Below are 22,574 nucleotides of genomic sequence, written 5' to 3' on the forward strand. Positions count from 1 at the left end.
AAATGTTCTTAGTTAATTATTTTTTATTCAATAGGAATCGTAATAATTATAGTTGTTCCCTGTCCTTTATTCGATTTTATTTCTACTTGACCATTACATTCCTGAACTCTAAAAAGGATGTTTTGAATACCAATTCCTTTTTTAGCTGTTTTAAGATTAAAACCTATTCCATCATCGCTAATTTCAAGTTTAAGATTATTTTCTGCTTGAGAAAATGATACTTTTATGGTATTAGAATCTGCGTATTTATTACTGTTTTGAAGTGACTCTTGAATAATTCTATACAAACTGATTTTAACAGCATTATCAATAGATTCCCATCTAATAGTAGCATCTATAACTGAAATAAATTTTGACTTATAGGTCTTACGCTGTTCTTCAAATAACCTATCTAGTATAACAACGAAATTATTGATTAATTCTGATTTTTCTTTACTTAAATCATGAGAAATTTCACGAATATCTTGTTCGATATTTTTTAATTCTGACAAATAGGCTGTTCGTTGTTTTATTGCTATTTGATCCTGAAAGCCATTTAAACTGTCTAAATTCATTCGAACACCAAACATTCGCCCTAACACACCATCATGTAATTCGCGAGCAACTCTATTCTTCTCTTTGATCCTATTCTCCTCAATTGTACTTTGCTGTGATAACATTAAATTATAAATTTCTGCATTGGCTTTTTGTTGCTCTTGTTTGAACAACAATTCTCTGTTTTTAGTCTTCTGCGTTTTAATGATTAAAATAAGAATTCCCAAAACGGCAAAAGCACTAAAAAAATAAACCATATTTCTATTCCTAATCATCAAATCAGAGTTCTCACTTTTTATCTGATCTGTTTCATATTCGATACGAGTAAATTTCTCTCCTATTTTTCTCTCTGAACTCTGCAAGCTATCATTAATACGAATGTATTGTTTAGCATAGAAAGCCGCTTTTTTCGGTTGCAATGTTGAAAGTCGCTTAAGGGCTAATAAAACACTTTTATAATTTTTGACTTCTTTTGCTAAAATAAGTGATTCCTCGGCATATTTTAAAGCTTTGATAGAATCATTTTTGAAAGCAAAATACTCTGATAATCTCATTTTGCTTACAAGAATTCCAGAAGTCAATTTTAAACTATCACGAAGTTGCAAAGACTGATAAAACTCTTCTGGCAAACCTGTAAAATCACCTGTTTTAAATTTCGAATAAGCTAAATTATCTATAAGCATAGCATACAGGGAGGCCTTATCTGTTTTTAAGTTTTTTTGTTCAAGCCCTTCAATAAAAAATCCAATAGCCTTTCTATGTTTATTCGTATGTTGATAAATATACCCGATATTGTTTAAGGAAGTAGCTTTGGATTGAAAAATTGAAGGCGTAGTATCATCAATAGCATTCAAAGCTTTCAAATTATATTCGATAGCTCTTTCATAGTTTCCTAATTCATTATGAATTAATCCTAATAAATTATATGAATCATATGTAATTACACTGTTTTTTTCATCTTTCACAGCACGTAAGGCATTAAAAACAGTTATCTCACTCCCCAAAAAATCACCAACATTAAACTGCAACAGCGCCTTATTCAACCTTGTTTTGGCTAAATCAAGCATGTTATTTCGATGCAAGTACATCTTCTCTGCTTTTGAATAATACATAAAAGCACTATCAGAGACTGATTTCTCTAGATAGAAATCTCCTAAATAAGTATATGCTTTTATTCTACTTATAGTATCTTGATTGGAAATAGTCTTTTCTAAAATGATGTCTACTGTTGCTTTAAAATCCCGCAATCTGTCCATATTATAATAGCGGTTTGCTACTTTAAATAGGTTAACCGTATTTAACGAATCACTAGGCTGATCAATAATAATAGAAAAAGCTTTTTGATTGAACTGCTTTCTTTTTTCTGGCGGTAAATTAAAATCATTTGCCAATGAAAGATAAGAGGAAAGACTATCTTCAGAAGAATCTATGGTTGCGCTAAATTTATTTTTTTGATTACAACTTAGAAAAATAAATAAAACAAGAAGCAATAATGGATAAATACTTTTCAATAGAATTTTTATATTTCTCCAAAAATAGCAAAACAATTGCTATAAAAAAAGGCTGTCAAATAATTGACAGCCTTAACTATATTGAAGATAAATAGTAATTAATCTACCTTTTTGTTTCCTCCTGCTGAACCAGCACCTACAATATCAAGTTTTTTATTCCCTCCTGCTGAACCAGCTCCTACAATATCCACTTTTTTATTCCCTCCTGCTGAACCAGCTCCCACAATTTCTACATTTCCGTTATTATCTGTAAGTGATATTGTATTGGCTTGAGTTGAAGTAAAAGAAGTTAATACCATTACTAAAGAGAATAATCCGATTGTTAAGATTGATTTTTTCATAATTTGAGAGTTTGAATTTGTTATTTATCGTACCGTATAAAATCACGTTATCGTTGATTTCTTTTGTAAAACTACATAGGATATTCCTAGATTTGCTTGCTACAAAAGCGGATATGGTAAAACACGTCCATCTGATAGTGAACGACCTTCAAATTATGACAATTGACTGCTTTTTAAACTTTTAAGTAATTTCCGGTAGAAAAATCGGAAATAATGAGATCAATATTAGACTTATAAGTTTTAGAAAATGGAAGTTTTACAGCACTATTTTTTATGTAACACAATGAATTCCCGCTGTGTATTCTGGAAATATAATTGCGATTTACAATGTAACTATTATGAATTCTAATAAATGGGTGCGATAAAACTCCTTCAAAATGCTTTAATGTTTTAAAGGCGGTAATCATTTCACCATTGTATAAATAAATATCTGTAGAATTATTATCTGCTCTTAGATAGCAAATATCATCTGCTTCGATATAACGATAATCACCATAGGATTTAATACATAAAGTCAGAGATTTCATAGAAGAAAAACCTTGGTCTGGTGTCATAAACATTGATTTTTCACTGCGTGATACTGCTAAATTAAGATTAATCTCCTCAGCAATAGCACTCTTATTTAGTTTTAAAATTAATTTTACAAAATCAATTTGTTGAACTGGTTTTAAAAAATAATCAAAAACACCATATTGTATTGCTTCAAAAGCCAATCTTTTTTTTCTAGTAGTAATGATAAATCTAGGAGGAGTTTTCAAATATCTATTTACTTCATTAATCATTAATAAAGACAGATTGCTAGTTGTATTAGTTGGGTCAATTTCTAAGAAAACCAATTCTGGCGTGTGTTCTAAAATGAGATTAAGACCCTCAGAATAATTATTGGCAGCAGCAAGAAATATAAGCTCTGAGAAGCCATCAGCAATTTCTTTTGTTATTAAAGCGCTGACAGCGTTATCGTCATCAATAATAATATAGGAGTAATTCATCACTTCTTTTGGGTTGAATTTACGATCATCAATACAATTCAGACAGTTGAAACACACTACTTTTCTAGAAATAGTATACGTAAAAGTATTAATTATTAAGCAGAAACATTTTTTTTAAAACCTAAATCAACTTTAGAATATTTGTTTTGATAAGAACACCTAAAATGCATGCCAATTAAGACAATGATTTAAGCTGAATTTCGAAGCACTTATATTGTCTTATAAACAAGAAAGGCTTCCCTTTACGGAAAGCCTTTCTATTATAAAATAAGGTTTAATTACATTTTCATCAACCAATTTTTCATTGCAACTTCGTCTTCAATGATTGATTTCAAGTCAGAAATACTAACGCGATCTTGTTTCATCGTATCTCTATGACGAATCGTTACCGTTTGATCCTCAATCGTTTGATGGTCTACAGTAATACAAAAAGGTGTTCCTAAAGCATCTTGTCTTCTATAACGTCTTCCTACAGCATCTTTTTCATCATAAGCCACATTGAAATCCCATTTTAAATCTTCAATAATTTTATGAGCGATTTCTGGTAAACCGTCTTTTTTTACTAAAGGTAAAACGGCTGCTTTTGTAGGAGCCAAAACTGATGGTAATTTCAATACTGTACGAGTTGAACCGTCATCTAATGTTTCTTCTTTTAAAGAAGTCGCAAAAACAGCCAAGAACATTCTATCTAATCCTACTGAGGTTTCTACTACATAAGGAACATAATTCTGGTTCAATTCAGCATCAAAATACTGTAATTTTCTGCCTGAAAATTGCTCATGTGCTTTTAAATCAAAATCAGTACGAGAGTGAATACCTTCTAATTCTTTAAATCCAAATGGGAAATTAAATTCGATATCTGCTGCTGCATTTGCATAATGCGCTAATTTTTCATGATCGTGAAAACGGTAATTCTCTCTTCCTAAACCAAGAGACAAATGCCATTTTAAACGGGCTTCTTTCCAGAATTCGTAATGCTTCATTTCTTCACCTGGACGTACAAAAAATTGCATTTCCATTTGTTCAAACTCCCGCATACGGAAAATAAACTGCCTTGCAACAATTTCATTTCTAAAGGCTTTTCCGGTTTGTGCAATACCAAAAGGAACTTTCATTCGTCCTGATTTTTGTACATTTAAGAAATTTACAAAAATACCTTGTGCCGTTTCTGGACGCAAGTATAAATCCATTGCAGTATCAGATGATGCACCAAGTTTTGTACCGAACATCAAATTAAATTGTCTTACCTCAGTCCAGTTTCTTGATCCTGACTCTGGGCAAGCTATTTCAAGTTCTTCTATTAATGCTTTTACATCTTCTAGATCTTCATTACCAAGCGAACGTCCCATTCTTTCCAGAATTTCTCTTTCTCTCGATTTATATTCGATTACTCTTGCATTGGTAGAAATAAATTCAGCTTCATTAAAAGCTTCTCCAAAACGTGTACGCGCTTTTTCGATTTCTTTGATTGCTTTTTGATTTAGCTTTTCGGCATAATCTTCAATCAAAACATCCGCTCTATAACGTCTTTTTGAATCTTTGTTATCTATTAATGGATCGTTGAACGCATCTACGTGACCAGAAGCTTTCCAAGTTGTAGGATGCATCAAAATTGAAGAGTCAAGCCCCACAATGTTGTCGTTCATTTGAACCATCGCTTTCCACCAGTATTCGCGTATGTTCTTTTTTAACTCCACTCCGTTTTGTGCATAATCATAGACTGCACTTAAACCATCGTAGATTTCGCTTGACGGAAAAATAAATCCGTACTCTTTTGCGTGCGAAACTACATTCTTAAATAAATCTTCTTGTTTTGCCATAGTACTGCAAAAATATAAAAAGTACACTACTAAAAAAAGGAATTAGTTGAAGTTTGAACCACTGATTTGTTTATTTTTACAATTAAATCTCTGATTATATGTTTAAAAGCATCATTAATCTCTTTTTTCCAAAAGTGTGTTCGGGTTGTAACGCTATTTTGATCAGCAATGAAATTGTAATTTGCACTAGTTGCAGACACAATCTTCCTTTGACAAACCACCATTTGAATCCCGAAAACGATGCTTTCAAGAAGTTTTATGGCAGGATTCCAGTTATTTATACTTCTACACTGTTTTATTTTCATAAAAAAGGGATAGTACAACAACTCATTCATAATTTAAAATACAAAGGACATGAGGAAATAGGAACTATCCTTGGCGAATGGTACGCTGAGGACTTAAAAGACATAAAATCCTTAGCAACAGTAGATGTTATTATTCCGGTTCCTTTGCATCGAAAAAAACTAAAAGAAAGAGGTTACAATCAAGTAACTACTTTTGGAAAAGCACTTTCTTTTAGTTTAAACCGAGATTACGAAGAGCATCTATTATTTAGAAATACGTATTCTAAAACACAATCTAAGAAAACACTTTTAGGCAGAACAGAGGGAATAGAAACTGTTTTTGATGTCTCATTTTCAGAAAAAGATCACAATAAACACTTCCTATTGATTGATGACGTATTAACCACAGGCTCTACTCTCGAAGTGTGCTCGCGAGCCTTACTAAAAATTCCGGGTGCTAAAATTAGTATTGTTTGTATGGCAATGGCTCATTCCTAGTTTTAATTATTTACTGATTTATATAAGTGTTAAAATAGCCACATTCGGCTATGACATCTTGATAATATTTGGTGTTAGAATAGTTGTTTTTTAAATTTTGAAATCCATTCCATGCTAAAAAATTAATTCCATCGTCTTTGATATCCCACCAATTATTGGCTGTGTAATATTTTTTATTATAAAATTCGTTGCGCTCACATTTGGCTAATAAGTAAAAACATTTAGCTTTTTGCTCGTCATTTTTAGCAGCTTGTAATGCTTTTTGATAATACATTTTTGCCAGCGAGCAATCTGTAATTATTTGTTTTATTTTATCTTTAAATTCATAAGGACTCGAACCGTAACCAAGGATACTACCTTCGTAAAATATTCTAGCGTTACCAAAATGAGTAATATTATAAAAGGCGTTTCCTAACAATAAGGCGTTTTCATACACCTCTTCTTTCTTCTCTATTTTGTCCTGCATAAGTTGCATTGCGGTAAGAAACTCTATTTGATTGTATTTCTTTTTTTGACGCTCTACATGTTCACAATCGTGACAATCCTTAATTTTTCCGTTGAAAGGATTGCCATAAAAAACTAAATATTGCAAGTCTCCCGCTTCCTTCATAAAACCAATTGCTTCGGGAATTTTATTTTTAAAAGTGGCCGTAACTGCCTGGTATTTATTAATTTTAGATAAATTTAAATCGTAAATTTTCTCTGCTATAGTTTCAATGGCAATCTTATTTCCTTTAGACAAAAAGGACTTCATTTCCTCAATATTTTTTTCATTATCATAAAAATCGGCTTCTTTAGAAAATAACTCTGACATAACTTTGTTTTTCTGCGCTTTATACAAAGCAGCAATATAACTCTTACTCCAAGCAGTTGCATTTTCGTAACGAAAATTCTCTAAATTCAGTTTAGGCAATTCAAAATACAACCAATTCAAATCGGAAATAATTATTTTTTCTGAGGCTGCATTAATCTTATCCATTTTACTCAAATTATTCACGAATCGAAGCAATCTCAATTGGCTCACAGCCAAAGGAGTTTTAGGCATTTTGGCTTCTGCAGCACTAAATTTTTTATCTGCTTGAGCAAAATTGCCATTCAAAGTTTCTAAATATCCTGCAGCAATATTCCATAAATAAGGTTTTAAAGTTGCATCGGTAGCAGCAATAGTTGTCACTAAATTCAGTGCTGTTTTATTAATGCTGTCTTTAACAATTTGCTTGTTTTGAGAAACTGTTCTGTCTTTGAATGACTTGTCAATTTTGTTTTCTTGATTGTTTATCAATCGTGTCAATAAATACTCAAGATGTTCACTTTTGGGATTTAAATCAACTATATTTTGAATGGCTTTTATTTCATCTCCATAATATCCTTGTACCGCCCATAGCGCCACTTTTTCGTCATTATTCTTAGCCATTGCTAAAGATTGATTCCAATCCTTTTGATCATAAGGATGAAAACTATACGCAGCAACTACTCGTAATCGTGGACATTTATCAAAAACTTGCGCATATTGATAATTCGATTTCGCGTAATTATGATTTCTATATTCTAATCCTGCCAAATAAGAAAGTGCTCTATAATACAGCGTGTTTTTAGGAACGGTGCTTTCTGTTTTCTGAAAAAAAGAATCTGTAATTTTCTTATTGTTACTATAAAAATTTGCTTTAATTGTTAGCAACCAATACCTATTTTTTAAAAAGGGATCTTTAGTTTCATTGTACAAACGCTCAATATTCTTAACACGTCTTGCGTCATTATAAAACACTACTTTTTGAGATTCATAACTCCAATAATCCTTATTTATAGATACGGTTTCTATAGCTTGAGCATTGTAGAGAAACTCCATAAAATTATAAATCTTTTTATCTTTTAAATTGATCATTTTAGACCATTTTGTGACGCTTGCATTCGATTTTTTTGTGCTTAAAAACGAATAAATATTGGCTACAGTTGTTGCGCTCGAATCTACCAAAAAGAATTTAACTACTTTTTCGGATAGACTTCCTTTTAGATAAGCGCTCCAATCACTAACGATATCATCGTTAAATCTGGTGTTGTGTTCTTGATCGAAACCAATACCGTAAAACACATCAGAGGATAAAAAAAGTGGTGAATAGGATTTATCTACAAATGTCTCTGGAGTAAAATTAGAATCAAAAGCCCAGCCCCAATCTCCATTATCACTGCAGGCATAAATAATAGAATATACAAATAAGCCAATCGCACTAAAAACGAGTAATAACTTGCTGGAAGATATCTTTTTCATAATTTTTTATATTAATTTCATCTAAATCGTAAAATATAATTTCTTTAGGTATTTGTTTTAAATTAGAATTTAAATCCTTTGCCATTTCTAACAAATTTTCCTGAGAAATTGACTCTAATTTTAGCACATCATTCTCTTTGTAAAATGTACCTTTTTTATAATTAGACTGTTTTACAGTAAAATAGTTTTTATTTTTAAAATCAAAATTTGGATCCTTTTTAAAGTTCGAAACATCAATTTTATTTCGCAATCCAATGACACGATGATCGCGAATGTGCACTGCCCAAGAATAAATTGGTAGAGCAACATCTATTTCTAAAGGATACTTTTTTAAACTTTCAAGATACTTATTCGCGATACTTCTATCATAAATAGAATTTAAAGAATCTGGTGCTATCACTCCCATGTTATAGTACATTAAAACTCCTTTATCTACATTAGGAATTTTAGTTTTTGCAAAATATTTTATTTGATGCAAACGTATTGTTGCTGAAAGCGTTTTACCAGAAATAGCTTTAAAATGCTCTATAAAACTTAAATAAGTATCTCGGCTTTTCAACGTCCAATCACAATCAATTTGAATTTCTTGAATCTTAATTTTATTTTTAATATTTATCTGATTAACAAAGTCATATGTTTTTTGAGCTAAAACTTTAATGTCAAGTTTATCATTAAGCATCACTTTATTTTTAATGTAAACAACTGGAACGATCTCAAAACCATTTGTTACTGTTTCAAAGCGAATAGCCGTAACAGGAAAAGGCTGTCGTTTATCATCTAAATCGATGTCAAAAAAACGAACATATATTTTTTTTACATGATTATCCCTTAAGCATTGCTTTTCTATTTTAGACAATTTGAAAATCGTTTTCCAATAATAAAAAGCAGCCGATGGCACCTCTCTTATGGTACAAGAAATGAATAAAGACAAAAAAGTTAATATGATTAAATATTTCTTCAAAAAAATTATAGGGTTATTTTAGCTACAAAAATAGTGATTTAAATTGCTTTAATGAATCCAGAAATACAATGATTTTTATCCTAAATATAAACGAATAAAAATGCTGTTAAAAATTAAAAACGGACTGATTATCAATTATTATCCTAATAAAACGAAGCAACTATCAATTAATTTAATGAAATTATAACAAAATAGAATTTCCGATTCCAAACTTAAATGTCTAAATTTGAATAAAATAATACTTTACATTAATTTAAACAATCATATTATGGCTTTTGAATTACCACAATTACCTTATGCTTACGATGCATTAGAACCAAATATTGATGCTCGCACAATGGAAATCCACCATACGAAACATCATAATGCTTATACCACTAATTTGAATGCTGCTATTGCAGGAACAGATATGGAAGGCAAAACTATAGAAAACATCTTGATTAATCTTGACATGAAAAACATGGCTGTTCGTAACAACGGTGGTGGTTTTTATAATCATAATTTATTCTGGACAGTTATGGCTCCAAACGGTGGCGGATTACCAACTGGTGATTTATTAGCTGCAATCGAAGCTGCTTTTGGAACTTTCGAAGAATTCAAAGCTAGTTTTAGTAAAGCTGGAGCTACTCAATTTGGTTCTGGATGGGCTTGGCTTTGTGTTCACAAAGGTGGAAAAGTTGAAGTTTGCGGAACTCCAAATCAAGACAATCCATTAATGCCTGGAATTGGTTGTGGCGGAACTCCAATTTTAGCAATGGATGTTTGGGAACATGCTTACTACTTGAATTATCAAAACAGAAGACCCGATTATATCGAAGCATTTTTCAATGTAATTAACTGGACTGAAGTAGCAAAAAGATTTGCTTTAGAAAAATAATTAAGACAAAAGCTTCGTTTTAGATATAAAACTATAGCTACTTTAACATAAAAAAGTCGAATGAACAGATTAGTTCATTCGACTTTTTTTATACCTTAAATTTTACTTGAGTTTATTGCATAAAAAAGGTGGAATTACTTCCACCTTTTTTGCCCCAAATCTACCATAAACTTAACCTACTAATATTATGGTGACCTAAATTTATAGCAGTTCTTGTTTGTTACCAAATATATCAGACAAACAACTTGTATATCCGATTAAAAACAATTAGCGCTAATTTTTAGTAAGCTCGTGAGTCTTTTCCTTCATAAAAATTCATAAAAGCTCGGTTTACAACTCTGTTTCCTCCAGGAGTTGGATAATCGCCTGTAAAATACCAGTCTCCTAAATTCTTAGGACATGCTATGTGTAAATCTTCAACTGTTTGAAAAATAATTTTAACCTCCGCTTTAATCTCAGGAGAACTAAGCATTTCAGCAATTTTATCTGATACTTCTTGCGGCTCAAATGGAGCATATATAGCTGTAACATAATTGATGACTTCAGTATCTGCAAAATTCTCTTGCGCTTTACATTTAGCATAAACCTCATCAACTATATGGTATAAGTTTCTCTCTTTTAAAAGCGCTAATGCAGCTCTAAAAGCGACCAATCCTTCCATCTTTGCCATATCAATTCCGTAACAGTCTGGATAACGAATTTGTGGAGCCGATGAAACAACTATTATACGCTTTGGATTGAGACGATCCATCATCTTAATGATACTCATTTTTAACGTAGTTCCACGAACAATACTATCATCGATGATCACTAAATTATCAGTCGGTTTTATCACACCATAAGTAACATCATATACGTGAGCTACTAAGTCATCGCGACTGCTATCTTCAGTAATAAAAGTTCTTAATTTAGCATCTTTAATAGCGACTTTTTCAGTACGAATTTTTACCGCTAATAATTCCTGCAAAGATTCTTTAGTTAATGTATTTCTATTTTTAAGAATATAATTGTTCTTTCTTTGATTTAAAAAATCCTGCGCTGCCTCTACTAATCCGTAAAATGAAGTTTCGGCAGTATTGGGAATATAAGAGAAAACCGTATTGTCAGTATCTTGATCTATTGCTTTTAAAACTGCTGGAAGAATAAGCCTTCCTAATGTCTTTCTTTCTTGATAAATTTCTGCATCACTTCCTCTAGAGAAATAAATACGCTCAAAAGAACACGATTTTCTAACGGTTGGTGTTAGAATTTCTTCCATAGTAATGGTTCCGTTCTTCTTAATTATCAATGCACTTCCCGGCTCAATTTCTTGCACTTTGTCAAAAGGAACATTAAATGCGGTCTGGATTACAGGCCTTTCTGAAGCAACAACTACGATTTCATCATCTTGATAAAAATAAGCAGGACGAATCCCAGCAGGATCTCTAAAAACAAAAGCATCACCATGTCCTAAAAGTCCAGCCATAGCATAACCACCGTCTAAATTTTTAGAAGCACGTCTTAAAATTTTACCTACATCCAATCGTTCCGCAATAACAGGCGAAGCTTCTCTTTTATTTAACCCTTCATTTTTACATTCTTGGTATAAATCTGTAACTTCATCGTCTAGAAAATGACCAATTTTTTCCATTACCGTTACGGTATCTGCCATTTCTTTTGGATGCTGACCCAATTCGATTAAACTTTGAAAAAGTTCTTGGACATTGGTCATATTAAAATTTCCTGCCAAAATAAGATTGCGATGCATCCAGTTATTCTGACGTAAAAAGGGATGAACACTTTCGATACTGTTTTTACCAAAAGTTCCGTAACGAACATGTCCTAAAAACAATTCTCCTAAATACGGGATCTTTTGTTTTTGAAGCGCTACATCGTCAGCATATTCTGGATGAGCGGTTAATTCTTCGTTTATTCTATCATTAATTTGCGTAAATACATCTTGAATAGGTTGCGAATCATTAGATCTAACACGACTAATATAACGTTCCCCAGGTTCTACGTCTAATTTTATACTTGCAAAACCAGCACCATCTTGTCCTCGATTGTGTTGCTTTTCCATAAGAAGATACATTTTTTGGATTCCGTAAAATGCAGTTCCGTATTTCTCTTTGTAAAATTCAAGCGGTTTGAGTAGTCTTACTAGGGCTATACCACATTCGTGTTTTAAAGCGTCGCTCATTGTTTGTGTTTTGTAATTGTTGTGTTATTCTAAAAATAAATTTGTAATAATTAGCATTGATCACTCTTGCTAAAAAGGGCGCAGTTAGTTGCTTTTTTATTAAACGAAAAAACCTCGTTTCCGAGGCTTTTCTATATTATAATTCTATATCAAATTGTGTCAATGATTTGAACTGTTGCAATCTTGACAAAACATCACTCTTTTGAAGAGTAACCATTTTTTCAGTTCCAAATTTCTCTACGCAAAAGGAAGCCAAATTAGAACCTTGAATAATTGCATTTTTCATATTGTCGAATGAAATATTTTCACTCTGTGTAATATAACCCGCAAATCCTCCTGCAAAAGTATCTCCTGCTCCAGTTGGATCAAAGACCTCTTCTAATGGTAAAGCAGGCGCGAAGAAAACTTCTTTATTGTGAAACAATAATGCTCCGTGTTCTCCTTTTTTGATCACCACGTACTTAGGTCCCATAGTGTGTATTTTAGCCGCAGCCTTAACTAAAGAATATTCTCCAGAAAGCTGACGCGCCTCTTCATCATTGATTGTAATTACATCAACACGTTTTATTACCTCTAATAATTCTGGCAAAGCACAATCCATCCAGAAATTCATAGTGTCTAATACTACTAGTTTTGGCTGAGTTTCCATCTGATCTAGAACACTGCTTTGAACTAACGGATGTAAGTTTCCTAACATCACAATATCTGAATTTTTATAATCCTGAGGTACTTTTGGCTGAAAATCTGCTAAAACGTTTAATTGTGTATCTAATGTATCTCTTGAGTTTAAATCGTTATGATAACGACCACTCCAGAAGAAAGTTTTTCCTCCTTTTACTACTTCAAGACCAGAAATATCAATATTTTTTGATGTTAATAAATCTAGATATTCTTGTGGAAAATCGTCTCCAACTACAGAAACTATAGCTGATTGTAAATTAAAAAAAGAGGCAGATAGTCCTATATAAGTTGCTGCACCACCTAAAATTTTATCCGTTTTTCCAAAAGGAGTTTCAATTGCGTCGAAAGCTACAGTTCCAACAATCAATAATTTATTCATTATATACGTTTCGAATTAAGGTGCAAAGATAGTTTATAAGTAATAAAATTGCAAAGGTTTATATTCTCAAAATTATCATAAAAAAATAAACCTAATATAAGAATCAACACTACTGAAAATGAACATATTGATATGATTTAATTCATATGCTCAAAATATATTTAATTGATTTAAAAAACAAGTTTTTTTTATAAAATTACACTTAAAAAATTTTATAAAAATATTCATGAAAACACACTACAAATCGTACTTCTTATCAAAATAATTTTTTAATATTCCGATTTGAATTAAAACCATAAAAGGAACTATTAAAAGCGCATATAAAATATTCTTAGAGAAATGTAATCCAGAAAATAGAGCAGAACACTTATCCGAATAGATTTTAGGTGTTCCTAAAGAAACAATATCGCTTGAATCAAAAATAGAATAAATCGATAAAGCTATCAAACCTGAACCTATGAAAACCCAAGTAGATTTGGAAATTAAAGGTTTATAAACTTTAATTTTACTTTTTTCAGCTACTAAAACCTGATTCATTATTCGTGAAGTAAAGTCAACAGATGGGGAAACTAAAAAACTTTCGCTCATCATTTTATCAACAAGATCTTCTGTATATTTATCAATCTCTTTCATAGTATTCTAATCTTTCTAATTGCAATTTATCTTTAAGAATAATTGTTAACTTTTGCCGACTTCTAAATAATTTTACTTTAGCATTATTAGCCGTAATATTCATTATTTTCGCTATTTCTTCTAAATTTTGATCATCAAAATAAAAGAGAGTTAACAGAAAGTTATCTTCTTTTGGCAATAAATTCAAACAATCTTGAATGGTTTGTTTTCGCTCTTTATCCTCTAAAACACTCAAAGCATTACTCATTGTTTTAATTAAATCTATCGAAAATTCATCTATTGAAATATTATTTTCCTCTTTTTTACTTTTCTTCAAACGGTCTAAACAAGTATTGTATGCAATTTTATAAATCCATGTAGAAAACTTAGAATCTCCCTTAAACTTTTTCAAAGAAGTATAAATTTTGATAAAGGTATCTTGAGCTACTTCTTCAGCTTCTTCGTTGTTTTTAACCATTTTTAATGCCAATGAAAAAACCATGTCTTTATAACGATCGACCAAAACAGCAAATTCATTTGCTTGCCCTTTTAGAATTAAATCGATATAATGCTGATCATTAAAAGTACCCATATACCAATAAGACGACAATTAGATCATCAAGGTTACAATTAATTCAAAATTTCAACCCAAAAAGTAAAATCCTTGTATTTTTCTAGTAAAACATTAAACTAAACTTTTATTTATATAAAGAATAAAAATCCTATTATTAAGGAAGATTGCAATTCAACAATAATGCAAAATATTGCTTGTGTGATTTATGTGTTGTTTTTTTTATAATTGTAGTAACTTGAATTTCAAAATTACATTTTTTTTTAAAAGTTGTAACCCAAGTTAAGATAGTGTCGTCATATGGAATATCAATCATTTAAAACATATTATTATGATAGCAGAAATTTTAGTACCCATAAGTTTTTTTCTAATGATATTCGGGATTATATATCTCTTATATTCTACTAGAAACAGAGAACGTTTAGCTCTTATAGAAAAAGGAATAGACGCCAGTATTTTTTTTAAAGGACAACAAAATAGCCTCTCGACTTGGAAGATTTTTACAATAAACCTAGCCTTCTTATTAATAGGAAGTGGCATCGGAATTTTTATTGCTTTACTAATTACAACTTATACCTCGTTAAATGACAATGCAGTTTATCCTTCAATTATTTTTATAATGGCTGGAGCGGGTTTACTTGCAGGATTTCATAACGCCAAAAATTTAGACAAAGAATAAATTTAGCAAGAATTGACAAAAAAAACGTATCAAAACACCTTTTTGATACGTTTTTTTATTCCTTAGAAGCGGTGTTTTCATAAAAAGAATCAACAGAAAGTTTCGCCTGCATAGAAGCCATTACCGCCAACTCATCACATCTTTCATTTTGCGGATGGTTGTTATGACCTTTTATCCATTTAAAATCAACTATATGCTTTCGGTAAATTATTAGAAAACGTTTCCATAAATCTGAATTTTTCCGATCTGCAAACTTTTTTTTCTCCCAACCTAAAACCCATTTTTTAACTACAGAATCTACCACATATTTAGAATCTGAAATCACCAATACTCTTGTATTAGGATTTTTAAGTTTTTCAAGACCTACAATAACGGCCAACAATTCCATTCTATTATTAGTAGTCAAACGGAATCCTTCATAGAATTCTTTTTTATAAGGCTTACCAACCCATTCCATTACCACACCGTAACCGCCATTGCCAGGATTGCCTTTTGCAGCGCCATCAGTATATATATGTACGTCGTATTCCATATCGTTTATTAGACTTTAAAGCCTTTGAGTTACTATTGCTTTTTTTGACGATCTATTAAAATTAATATACTTTAAAATTCAATCAAAATTCTTTAAATTATTCATTTAACAAACCCAAAATAACCTCAGGAAAATATTTTTGCTCCAGTACATGAATTTTAGAAGCCACGTCCTCAGCTGTATCTTCTTCTGTTACAAGCACTTTTTGTTGAAAAACAATAGCACCTTCATCATAATTTTCATTGACGTAATGAATCGTGATACCCGTTTCTTTTTCCTTATTTTCTACTATTGCTTTATGTATGTGCATTCCATACATTCCTTTCCCACCATACTTAGGTAATAAAGCTGGATGAATATTTACAACCTTATTAGGATAGGCTTTAATTATATTTTCAGGGAATTTCAATAAAAAACCAGCCAAAACGATCCAATCCGGTTTAATTATATTTATTTTTTGTAGTACTTCACCGTCATTTAGGTCTTCTTTTGAGAAAATCTGAATAGCCACTTCGTAGTTTTTTGCTCTTTGAATTACACCCGCATTTGGATTATTTGTAAAAACAGCAACAACATTTGCAATTTCTTTTTTTGCAAAATATTGAATGATATTCTCAGCATTAGTCCCCGATCCAGAGGCAAAAACAACAATTTTTTTCATATAAATAGTCTCTTTTAAAAGCACAAAAAAACGCATAAAATTTCAAAAAAAATAGCAATGCCTCTGCTTTGTTAAAATAAATTTTATACATTAGTAGTCACATTTATTAACTTAATGGTTGTTTTCAAATAAAGTTTTTTATTTTTGCCAACAAATTAAATTCTAAAATTAAAGATTATGTCAGACATTGCATCAAGAGTAAAAGCGATTATCGTAGACAAATTAGGTGTTGACGAAAACGAAGTTGTAACAGAAGCAAGCTTCACTAATGATTTAGGAGCTGACTCATTAGACACTGTAGAGCTTATTATGGAATTCGAAAAAGAATTTGATATTCAAATTCCAGACGATCAAGCAGAAAACATTGCTACTGTAGGTCAAGCAATCTCTTACATCGAGGAAGCTAAAAAATAATAAGTTCACACCCGGTCCTTAGAAATTCTGTTTCTAAATCCGGGTGTTATTATTTTTTTTAAAAAATTAAATTGGAGATTGAAGTTCAATCAAAAATATATTTATTGTAATACCCATGGCTCTTTTGTAATTTAGTACAGTAAAGAATGCATGGGTTTTATTTTTTTAAAGATAACAAAAATAAAGAATTTATGGTATTAAGACGAGTTGTAGTAACAGGTTTAGGCGCTCTTACACCTATAGGAAATAACATTGAAGAATATTGGAATGGGCTTATTACAGGCGTAAGCGGAGCTGCACCTATAACTTATTTTGACGCTTCAAAGTTTAAAACTCAGTTTGCTTGTGAATTGAAAAATTTCAATGCTGAAGATTTTTTAGATAGAAAAGAAGCAAGGAAGATGGACCGATATGCACAATATGCAATGGTAACATCCGAAGAAGCTGTAGCTGATGCTAATTTCAATTTTGAAAAACTAGACAAAGACAGAGTTGGAGTTATTTGGGGTTCAGGAATTGGCGGATTAGAGACCTTTCAAATCGAAATGCTTAACTATGCTGCTGGCGATGGAACACCAAAATTTAATCCTTTCTTTATACCAAAAATGATTTCGGATATTGCAGGTGGTCACATTTCTATAAAATACGGGTTTAGAGGTCCAAACTTCACAACTGTTTCAGCTTGTGCTTCTTCAACTAATGCCATTATTGATGCTTTTAATTATATTAGATTAGGACACGCTGACGTTATGGTTACGGGTGGATCTGAAGCTGCAGTTACCATTGCAGGAATGGGTGGTTTTAATGCCATGCATGCCTTATCAACACGAAATGATGATCCAAAAACAGCTTCAAGACCAATGGATAAAGACCGTGACGGCTTTATTTTAGGAGAAGGTGCTGGAGCATTAGTACTAGAAGAATACGAACATGCTATCGCTCGTGGCGCAAAAATTTATTGCGAAATAGGTGGTGGCGGAATGTCTGCAGATGCCTATCACATTACTGCACCACATCCAGAAGGACTTGGCGCTAAAAATGTAATGCTAAACTGTTTGAGAGATGCTGGATTACAAGCAAGCGATGTTGATGGTGTAAATATGCACGGAACATCAACTCCACTTGGTGATTTAGCCGAATCAAAAGCGATATTACACGTTTTTGGAGAACACGCCTATACAATGAACTTGAATTCGACAAAATCTATGACTGGCCATTTACTTGGAGCAGCAGGAGCTGTCGAAACTATATCATCAATTCTATCATTAAAGCACGGAATTGTCCCTCCTACTATCAATCATTTCACTGATGATGAAAACATAGATTCTAAACTTAACTTTACATTCAACAAAGCTCAAAAAAGAGACATGAAGGTTGTAATGAGTAATACTTTTGGTTTTGGAGGTCATAATGCTTGTGTATTAGTAAAAAAATTAGAAATCTAATTACATATGCGTATAATCAGAAAAATATTTTCAAAATCCCGTTCTCTTGAAGACGGGATTTTTTTTGATTCTATTCAGAAAATTCTCGGTTTTGCACCATTAAATCTTGACAATTACAAAAAAGCATTTACACATCGTTCAGCTAATAGACTTGACAGCGCAGGAAATCCTATAAATTATGAAAGATTAGAATTTCTAGGAGACGCAATGCTTAGTTCTGTTATTGCTGCCTATTTATTCGATAAATCACCTTTGGGCGATGAAGGATATCTCACCAAAATGCGTTCAAAAATTGTAAGTAGAGAACACCTCAATGAACTAGGTAAGGATTTAAATTTAGTACATTATATAGAGAGCAAAGTTCCTATACAGCATTTTGGAGAAAACGTGCATGGAAATATTTTTGAATCTCTCGTAGGTGCAATTTATTTAGATAGAGGATATGAATACTGTGAAAAATTTATACAAAAAAGAGTGGTTGCACCTTATGTAGACATCACTCGATTAGAAGGAAAAGTGATTAGCTACAAAAGCTTAGTTATAGAATGGTGTCAAAAAGAAAAAAAAATATTTCATTATGATATTTTTGAAGATAATGGCATTGACGGACAACGACTATTTGGAGTAAAACTTAGCATTGACGATAAAGTAATTGCAAAAGCAAGAGCAACTTCTAAAAAGAAAGCAGAAGAGAAAGCATCGCAACGCGCCTATTTTGCATTTCAAGAAAAAATGGATCGAAAATAATCTTAAAATTACTAAAACTACAACGTTATCGTTCATAAATTAACGAAAACATCTTATTGCAAGACCTAAACTCATCATTAGAAATGGTATATTTACATCATTATATTTTAATGCAATGGGGATTCAAAAACTAGATCTTGGAGAATTTGATGAAATTGATTATTATTTAATTGCTATACACACTTTATTAGAAGACTATCGTTTAGCATATTTTATTAATCAAAAACTACCTATCAATTTAAGTAAAAGTGAAGAAGACATTCAAATTAATATAAAGGAAGGAGAAATAAATTTTTCTAGATTTTATTATAATGATGATGACAGTAACTTTACTTGGAATTTAATTCAAAATAAAAATCAGGTTATCCAACATAAAGAAGAAAATACTCAAAATTTATTTTCAAATGTAACCATGGAAGTGGCTACAAAAGCCTATTTACTTCCGGAATTAAAAAAGGTAGATTATTTTTTAAAAATAGAAAATAATGAAGGACCTCTTGACCTCTCTAACATACAACTTTTGTTAAATACCATAGACAATGTATCTACTATTTTCATTGTCGACAAGAAACAAATAAAATCTAAAAACAATTTAATTTTTTAATAAAATGCTCACAAACAAAAAAACTAAGATTGTAGCCACATTAGGACCTGCATGTAGCACAAGAGAAATCATAAAAGATATGATCGACTCTGGTGTAAATGTATTCCGAGTGAATTTTTCGCATGCTGACTACAATGATGTAAAGGAAAAAATAAGCCTTATACGAGGTCTAAATGAAGAGTTTGGATACACAACAGCTATCCTTGGTGACTTGCAAGGCCCTAAACTTCGCGTTGGAGTTATGGAAGAAGGTGTTGTAGTGCATGATGGCGATTTAATTACATTTACAACTGCTGAAGACATACTTGGAACTGCCAAAAAAGTTTTCATGAAATATAAAAACTTTCCAAACGATGTAAATCCTGGCGAAAGAATATTACTTGACGATGGTAAACTTATCTTTGAAATTGTAGAAACAGATAAAATATCCGAAGTCGTAGCCCGAGTAATTCAAGGCGGAGAGTTAAAATCCAAAAAAGGAGTAAACTTACCAAATACAAAAATATCACTTCCGGCAATGACCGAAAAAGATATTGCTGATGCTATTTTTGCAATTGAACAACACGTAGACTGGATTGCATTATCATTCGTAAAAACTCCGGAAGATTTACAAGATTTGCAGGAATTAATCGCTAAACATTCAGATTACAAAATTCCAATTATTGCAAAAATTGAAATGCCAGAAGCATTAGAAAACATTGATAAAATTGTTGCCTACTGTGATGGTTTAATGGTAGCACGTGGTGATCTAGGTGTTGAACTACCAGCACACGAAGTTCCTTTGGTACAAAAAGAATTAATACGCAGAGCAAAAACCGCTAGAATACCTGTAATTGTTGCAACTCAGATGATGGAAACAATGATTACAAGCCTAACACCTACACGTGCTGAGGTAAATGACGTAGCCAACTCGGTTATGGATGGTGCTGATGCTGTAATGTTATCAGGAGAAACTGCAACAGGAAACTATCCCGTTCAGGTAATTCAAAAAATGACACAAATCATTCAAGCAGTAGAAGATTCTCCCTTAATTCACGTACCGCAAAACACACCACAAATTAAAACAAAACGTTTCATTACAAAAACAATTTGTCATCACGCTGCAACTATGGCTAATGCAATTCAGGCAAAAGCAATTTGTACGCTTACTAATAGCGGCTACACTGCATTTCAAATTTCGGCTTGGCGACCTAATGCTCACATCTTAGTTTTTACCTCTAATAAACGCATTCTAACTCAACTTAATTTATTGTGGGGAGTACGTTCGTTCTTATATGAAAAAACAGTAAGTACTGATGATACCGTAACTGACATTAATGAAATCGTAAAAGCAAAAGGATTTGTAGAAAAAGGAGATTTTCTTATTAATCTAGCAGCGATGCCTATTAAAGATAAAGGAATGGTTAATACCTTAAGAGTTTCTGAAATAGAATAATACGCTTTCCTGTAAAAGAATATTAAGACCGTTTTGTAGCAATTACAAAACGGCTTTTTATTTTATACAAAATGGTATTTCTTTCTAAAAATATTAAGAATAATTATAGAGTCTTAAACAAAATAAAATTTATATTTGACCAACAATAAATAAAAGCAATTATGAGTTTCAATTCTAAAAATCCATTTTTAAATAACAAAACTTTTTCAACTGCCGTTTCAAGAAAAGAGGAAGTGCATCAAGCAACAATTATTGATTACAATCAAGAGATGACTCTCTCGGGTACAATTAATAAAAGTATAATTTTATTTTTACTACTCACAGCAACTGCCATGATTACTTGGTGGATGGCTTTTAACGGAATGAATCCTATGGCGCCAACAATAGGAGGAGCAATAATTGGATTAATCTTAGTGGTAATTGCTGCCTTTAAACCACAATACTCTGCTTACCTAGCACCGGGTTATGCCGTATTTGAAGGATTATTTATAGGTGGGATTTCTGCAATATTTGAAGCAAAATATTCAGGAATTGTAGCGCAAGCAGTTGGAGCAACATTTGTAACTTTTATGGTTTGCTTGGTATTATACAAATACAAAATTGTAAAAGTTACAGAGCAATTTAAATCTGTTGTTATTGCAGCTACTTTGGCAATAGCAACCTATTACTTAATATCATGGCTATTTTCTATGTTTACTAGTTTTGTACCGGCACATTATGGAAGTTCAATGATGAGCATTGGAATTAGCGTTTTTGTAATCATAATTGCTGCTTTAAATCTGTTTTTAGATTTTGATAGAATAGAAAAAGGAGCCGAACAAAAAATGCCTAAGTACATGGAGTGGTATGGTGCAATGGGACTAATGATAACTTTAGTTTGGTTATATATAGAATTTTTAAGATTGTTATCTAAACTTAATAGCAGAAACTAATTACATCAGTACGCCTTAAAAAAGAAAACCTTTCCAAATCGGAAAGGTTTTCTTTTTTAAGCTGCTTTCTCAAAAGCAATATAATGACTAAGTTCTCCCTTAGTATTAAACACTGGAAAACCTTTTATCAAACAAACATAAGTTTCACCATTTTTCTTATAGTTAATTAATGTTTTCTCAAAAGGCTCCAATTGCAATACTGCCTTTCTAATTTCATTTGAGGTAATTGCATTAGTGGCCTCACCTTGAAACATTCTAGGGCTATTACCAATAACTTCTTCTGGATTGTATCCATTCATGGCCTTAATTCCATGAGATGCAAAAACAATTTTTAATGTAGCATCCGTAACAATAACGACTTCTTCTTTAAGACTATTTTTTAAATCCCATTTATTTTCAGCCCATTTATTTTGAGAAGCCATCAAAGTCAATTTATTAAAATCTACAAAGAAATTTTTAACTTCATCCAAAAAATTATTATGAAAATCCCAACAATAAATTGGAGTGGATTTGTTTTTTAAAGTACCGTGATACAATGCAACTGCCTCTTCATAATGTCTAAAATCATTCATAATATGTGTATTTATAAATCAAATGTAATTTTATTTATAAACATAAAATA

The 22,574-nt window shown here is 31.5% G+C and carries 22 protein-coding genes; 9 read left to right on the forward strand and 13 right to left on the reverse strand.

Annotation, left to right across the window (positions count from 1 at the left end; all coding sequences use genetic code 11):
• Positions 1–23: 23 nt before the first annotated feature.
• From MW871_RS00065 to MW871_RS00080, 4 genes are all read right to left on the reverse strand, one after another.
• On the reverse strand, positions 24–2,045 hold the full coding sequence (locus MW871_RS00065) for an ATP-binding protein (RefSeq protein WP_248427165.1): 2,022 nt from the start codon (positions 2,043–2,045) through the stop codon (positions 24–26).
• A 98-nt stretch (positions 2,046–2,143) separates the two neighbouring features.
• Entirely contained in the window at positions 2,144–2,386 is a 243-nt protein-coding gene (locus MW871_RS00070) for a 3-oxoacyl-ACP reductase (RefSeq protein WP_210644882.1), read from the reverse strand.
• A 173-nt stretch (positions 2,387–2,559) separates the two neighbouring features.
• On the reverse strand, positions 2,560–3,375 hold the full coding sequence (locus MW871_RS00075) for a LytR/AlgR family response regulator transcription factor (protein WP_248427166.1): 816 nt from the start codon (positions 3,373–3,375) through the stop codon (positions 2,560–2,562).
• Between the two features lie 278 nt (positions 3,376–3,653).
• Positions 3,654–5,195, reverse strand: a complete 1,542-nt coding sequence (locus tag MW871_RS00080) for a glycine--tRNA ligase (RefSeq protein WP_248427167.1) — start codon at positions 5,193–5,195, stop codon at positions 3,654–3,656.
• A gap of 98 nt (positions 5,196–5,293) precedes the next feature.
• Here MW871_RS00080 and MW871_RS00085 point away from each other — a divergent pair, with 98 nt between their 5' ends.
• A complete protein-coding gene (locus tag MW871_RS00085) occupies positions 5,294–5,977 on the forward strand; it encodes a ComF family protein (RefSeq protein ID WP_248427168.1) in 684 nt (227 codons plus the stop codon).
• A gap of 10 nt (positions 5,978–5,987) precedes the next feature.
• Here the strand turns inward: MW871_RS00085 and MW871_RS00090 are convergent, their stop codons facing one another.
• Both MW871_RS00090 and MW871_RS00095 read right to left on the reverse strand, forming a co-directional pair.
• Entirely contained in the window at positions 5,988–8,243 is a 2,256-nt protein-coding gene (locus MW871_RS00090; protein WP_248427169.1) for a hypothetical protein, read from the reverse strand.
• Positions 8,203–9,204 (reverse strand): hypothetical protein, encoded by a 1,002-nt coding sequence (locus tag MW871_RS00095; RefSeq protein WP_248427170.1) that lies wholly within the window; start codon positions 9,202–9,204, stop codon positions 8,203–8,205. The genes MW871_RS00090 and MW871_RS00095 overlap by 41 nt, the downstream gene beginning before the upstream one ends.
• A gap of 268 nt (positions 9,205–9,472) precedes the next feature.
• Between MW871_RS00095 and MW871_RS00100 the strand changes: the two genes are divergently transcribed.
• Positions 9,473–10,081, forward strand: a complete 609-nt coding sequence (locus tag MW871_RS00100; RefSeq protein ID WP_210645509.1) for a superoxide dismutase — start codon at positions 9,473–9,475, stop codon at positions 10,079–10,081.
• A 280-nt stretch (positions 10,082–10,361) separates the two neighbouring features.
• Here the strand turns inward: MW871_RS00100 and MW871_RS00105 are convergent, their stop codons facing one another.
• The 4 genes from MW871_RS00105 to MW871_RS00120 form a co-directional block, all read right to left on the reverse strand.
• The gene (locus MW871_RS00105) at positions 10,362–12,260 is read right to left on the reverse strand and encodes an amidophosphoribosyltransferase (protein WP_248427171.1); all 1,899 of its coding nucleotides are present in this window, start codon (positions 12,258–12,260) and stop codon (positions 10,362–10,364) included.
• Positions 12,261–12,396: 136 nt separating this feature from the next.
• Positions 12,397–13,320, reverse strand: a complete 924-nt coding sequence (locus MW871_RS00110) for a PfkB family carbohydrate kinase (protein WP_188049080.1) — start codon at positions 13,318–13,320, stop codon at positions 12,397–12,399.
• Positions 13,321–13,557: 237 nt separating this feature from the next.
• Positions 13,558–13,953: a hypothetical protein gene (locus tag MW871_RS00115; RefSeq protein ID WP_248427172.1), complete on the reverse strand. Its 396-nt coding sequence runs from the start codon at positions 13,951–13,953 to the stop codon at positions 13,558–13,560.
• On the reverse strand, positions 13,940–14,524 hold the full coding sequence (locus tag MW871_RS00120) for an RNA polymerase sigma factor (RefSeq protein WP_210644899.1): 585 nt from the start codon (positions 14,522–14,524) through the stop codon (positions 13,940–13,942). Before MW871_RS00120 ends, MW871_RS00115 begins: the two co-directional genes overlap by 14 nt.
• A gap of 310 nt (positions 14,525–14,834) precedes the next feature.
• Between MW871_RS00120 and MW871_RS00125 the strand changes: the two genes are divergently transcribed.
• On the forward strand, positions 14,835–15,182 hold the full coding sequence (locus tag MW871_RS00125; RefSeq protein ID WP_188049082.1) for a DUF6249 domain-containing protein: 348 nt from the start codon (positions 14,835–14,837) through the stop codon (positions 15,180–15,182).
• Positions 15,183–15,237: 55 nt separating this feature from the next.
• On the opposite strand, the gene rnhA is transcribed toward MW871_RS00125, so the two are convergent.
• Positions 15,238–15,714, reverse strand: a complete 477-nt coding sequence (rnhA, locus tag MW871_RS00130; protein ID WP_210644902.1) for a ribonuclease HI — start codon at positions 15,712–15,714, stop codon at positions 15,238–15,240.
• A 97-nt stretch (positions 15,715–15,811) separates the two neighbouring features.
• Entirely contained in the window at positions 15,812–16,375 is a 564-nt protein-coding gene (gene purN / locus MW871_RS00135) for a phosphoribosylglycinamide formyltransferase (RefSeq protein WP_248427173.1), read from the reverse strand.
• A gap of 177 nt (positions 16,376–16,552) precedes the next feature.
• Between purN and MW871_RS00140 the strand changes: the two genes are divergently transcribed.
• From MW871_RS00140 to MW871_RS00165, 6 genes are all read left to right on the forward strand, one after another.
• Complete coding sequence (locus MW871_RS00140; protein ID WP_007137004.1) at positions 16,553–16,789, forward strand: acyl carrier protein; 237 nt, start codon at positions 16,553–16,555, stop codon at positions 16,787–16,789.
• Between the two features lie 191 nt (positions 16,790–16,980).
• Positions 16,981–18,234, forward strand: coding sequence for a beta-ketoacyl-ACP synthase II (gene fabF, locus MW871_RS00145; RefSeq protein ID WP_248427174.1), 1,254 nt, complete (start codon positions 16,981–16,983; stop codon positions 18,232–18,234).
• Positions 18,235–18,240: 6 nt separating this feature from the next.
• The gene (gene rnc / locus MW871_RS00150; RefSeq protein ID WP_210644908.1) at positions 18,241–18,981 is read left to right on the forward strand and encodes a ribonuclease III; all 741 of its coding nucleotides are present in this window, start codon (positions 18,241–18,243) and stop codon (positions 18,979–18,981) included.
• A gap of 115 nt (positions 18,982–19,096) precedes the next feature.
• Positions 19,097–19,585, forward strand: a complete 489-nt coding sequence (locus MW871_RS00155) for an IPExxxVDY family protein (protein ID WP_248427175.1) — start codon at positions 19,097–19,099, stop codon at positions 19,583–19,585.
• Between the two features lie 4 nt (positions 19,586–19,589).
• Positions 19,590–21,020: a pyruvate kinase gene (pyk, locus tag MW871_RS00160; RefSeq protein ID WP_188049088.1), complete on the forward strand. Its 1,431-nt coding sequence runs from the start codon at positions 19,590–19,592 to the stop codon at positions 21,018–21,020.
• Between the two features lie 161 nt (positions 21,021–21,181).
• Positions 21,182–21,952 carry a Bax inhibitor-1/YccA family protein gene (locus MW871_RS00165; RefSeq protein ID WP_248427176.1) on the forward strand — a complete coding sequence of 257 codons (771 nt, stop codon included), beginning with the start codon at positions 21,182–21,184 and terminating at the stop codon, positions 21,950–21,952.
• Positions 21,953–22,008: 56 nt separating this feature from the next.
• On the opposite strand, the gene MW871_RS00170 is transcribed toward MW871_RS00165, so the two are convergent.
• Positions 22,009–22,524: a PAS domain-containing protein gene (locus MW871_RS00170; RefSeq protein ID WP_248427177.1), complete on the reverse strand. Its 516-nt coding sequence runs from the start codon at positions 22,522–22,524 to the stop codon at positions 22,009–22,011.
• Between the last annotated feature and the right edge of the window lie 50 nt (positions 22,525–22,574).

The sequence above is a fragment of the Flavobacterium pygoscelis genome (assembly GCF_023162025.1).
GTDB lineage: Bacteria > Bacteroidota > Bacteroidia > Flavobacteriales > Flavobacteriaceae > Flavobacterium > Flavobacterium pygoscelis.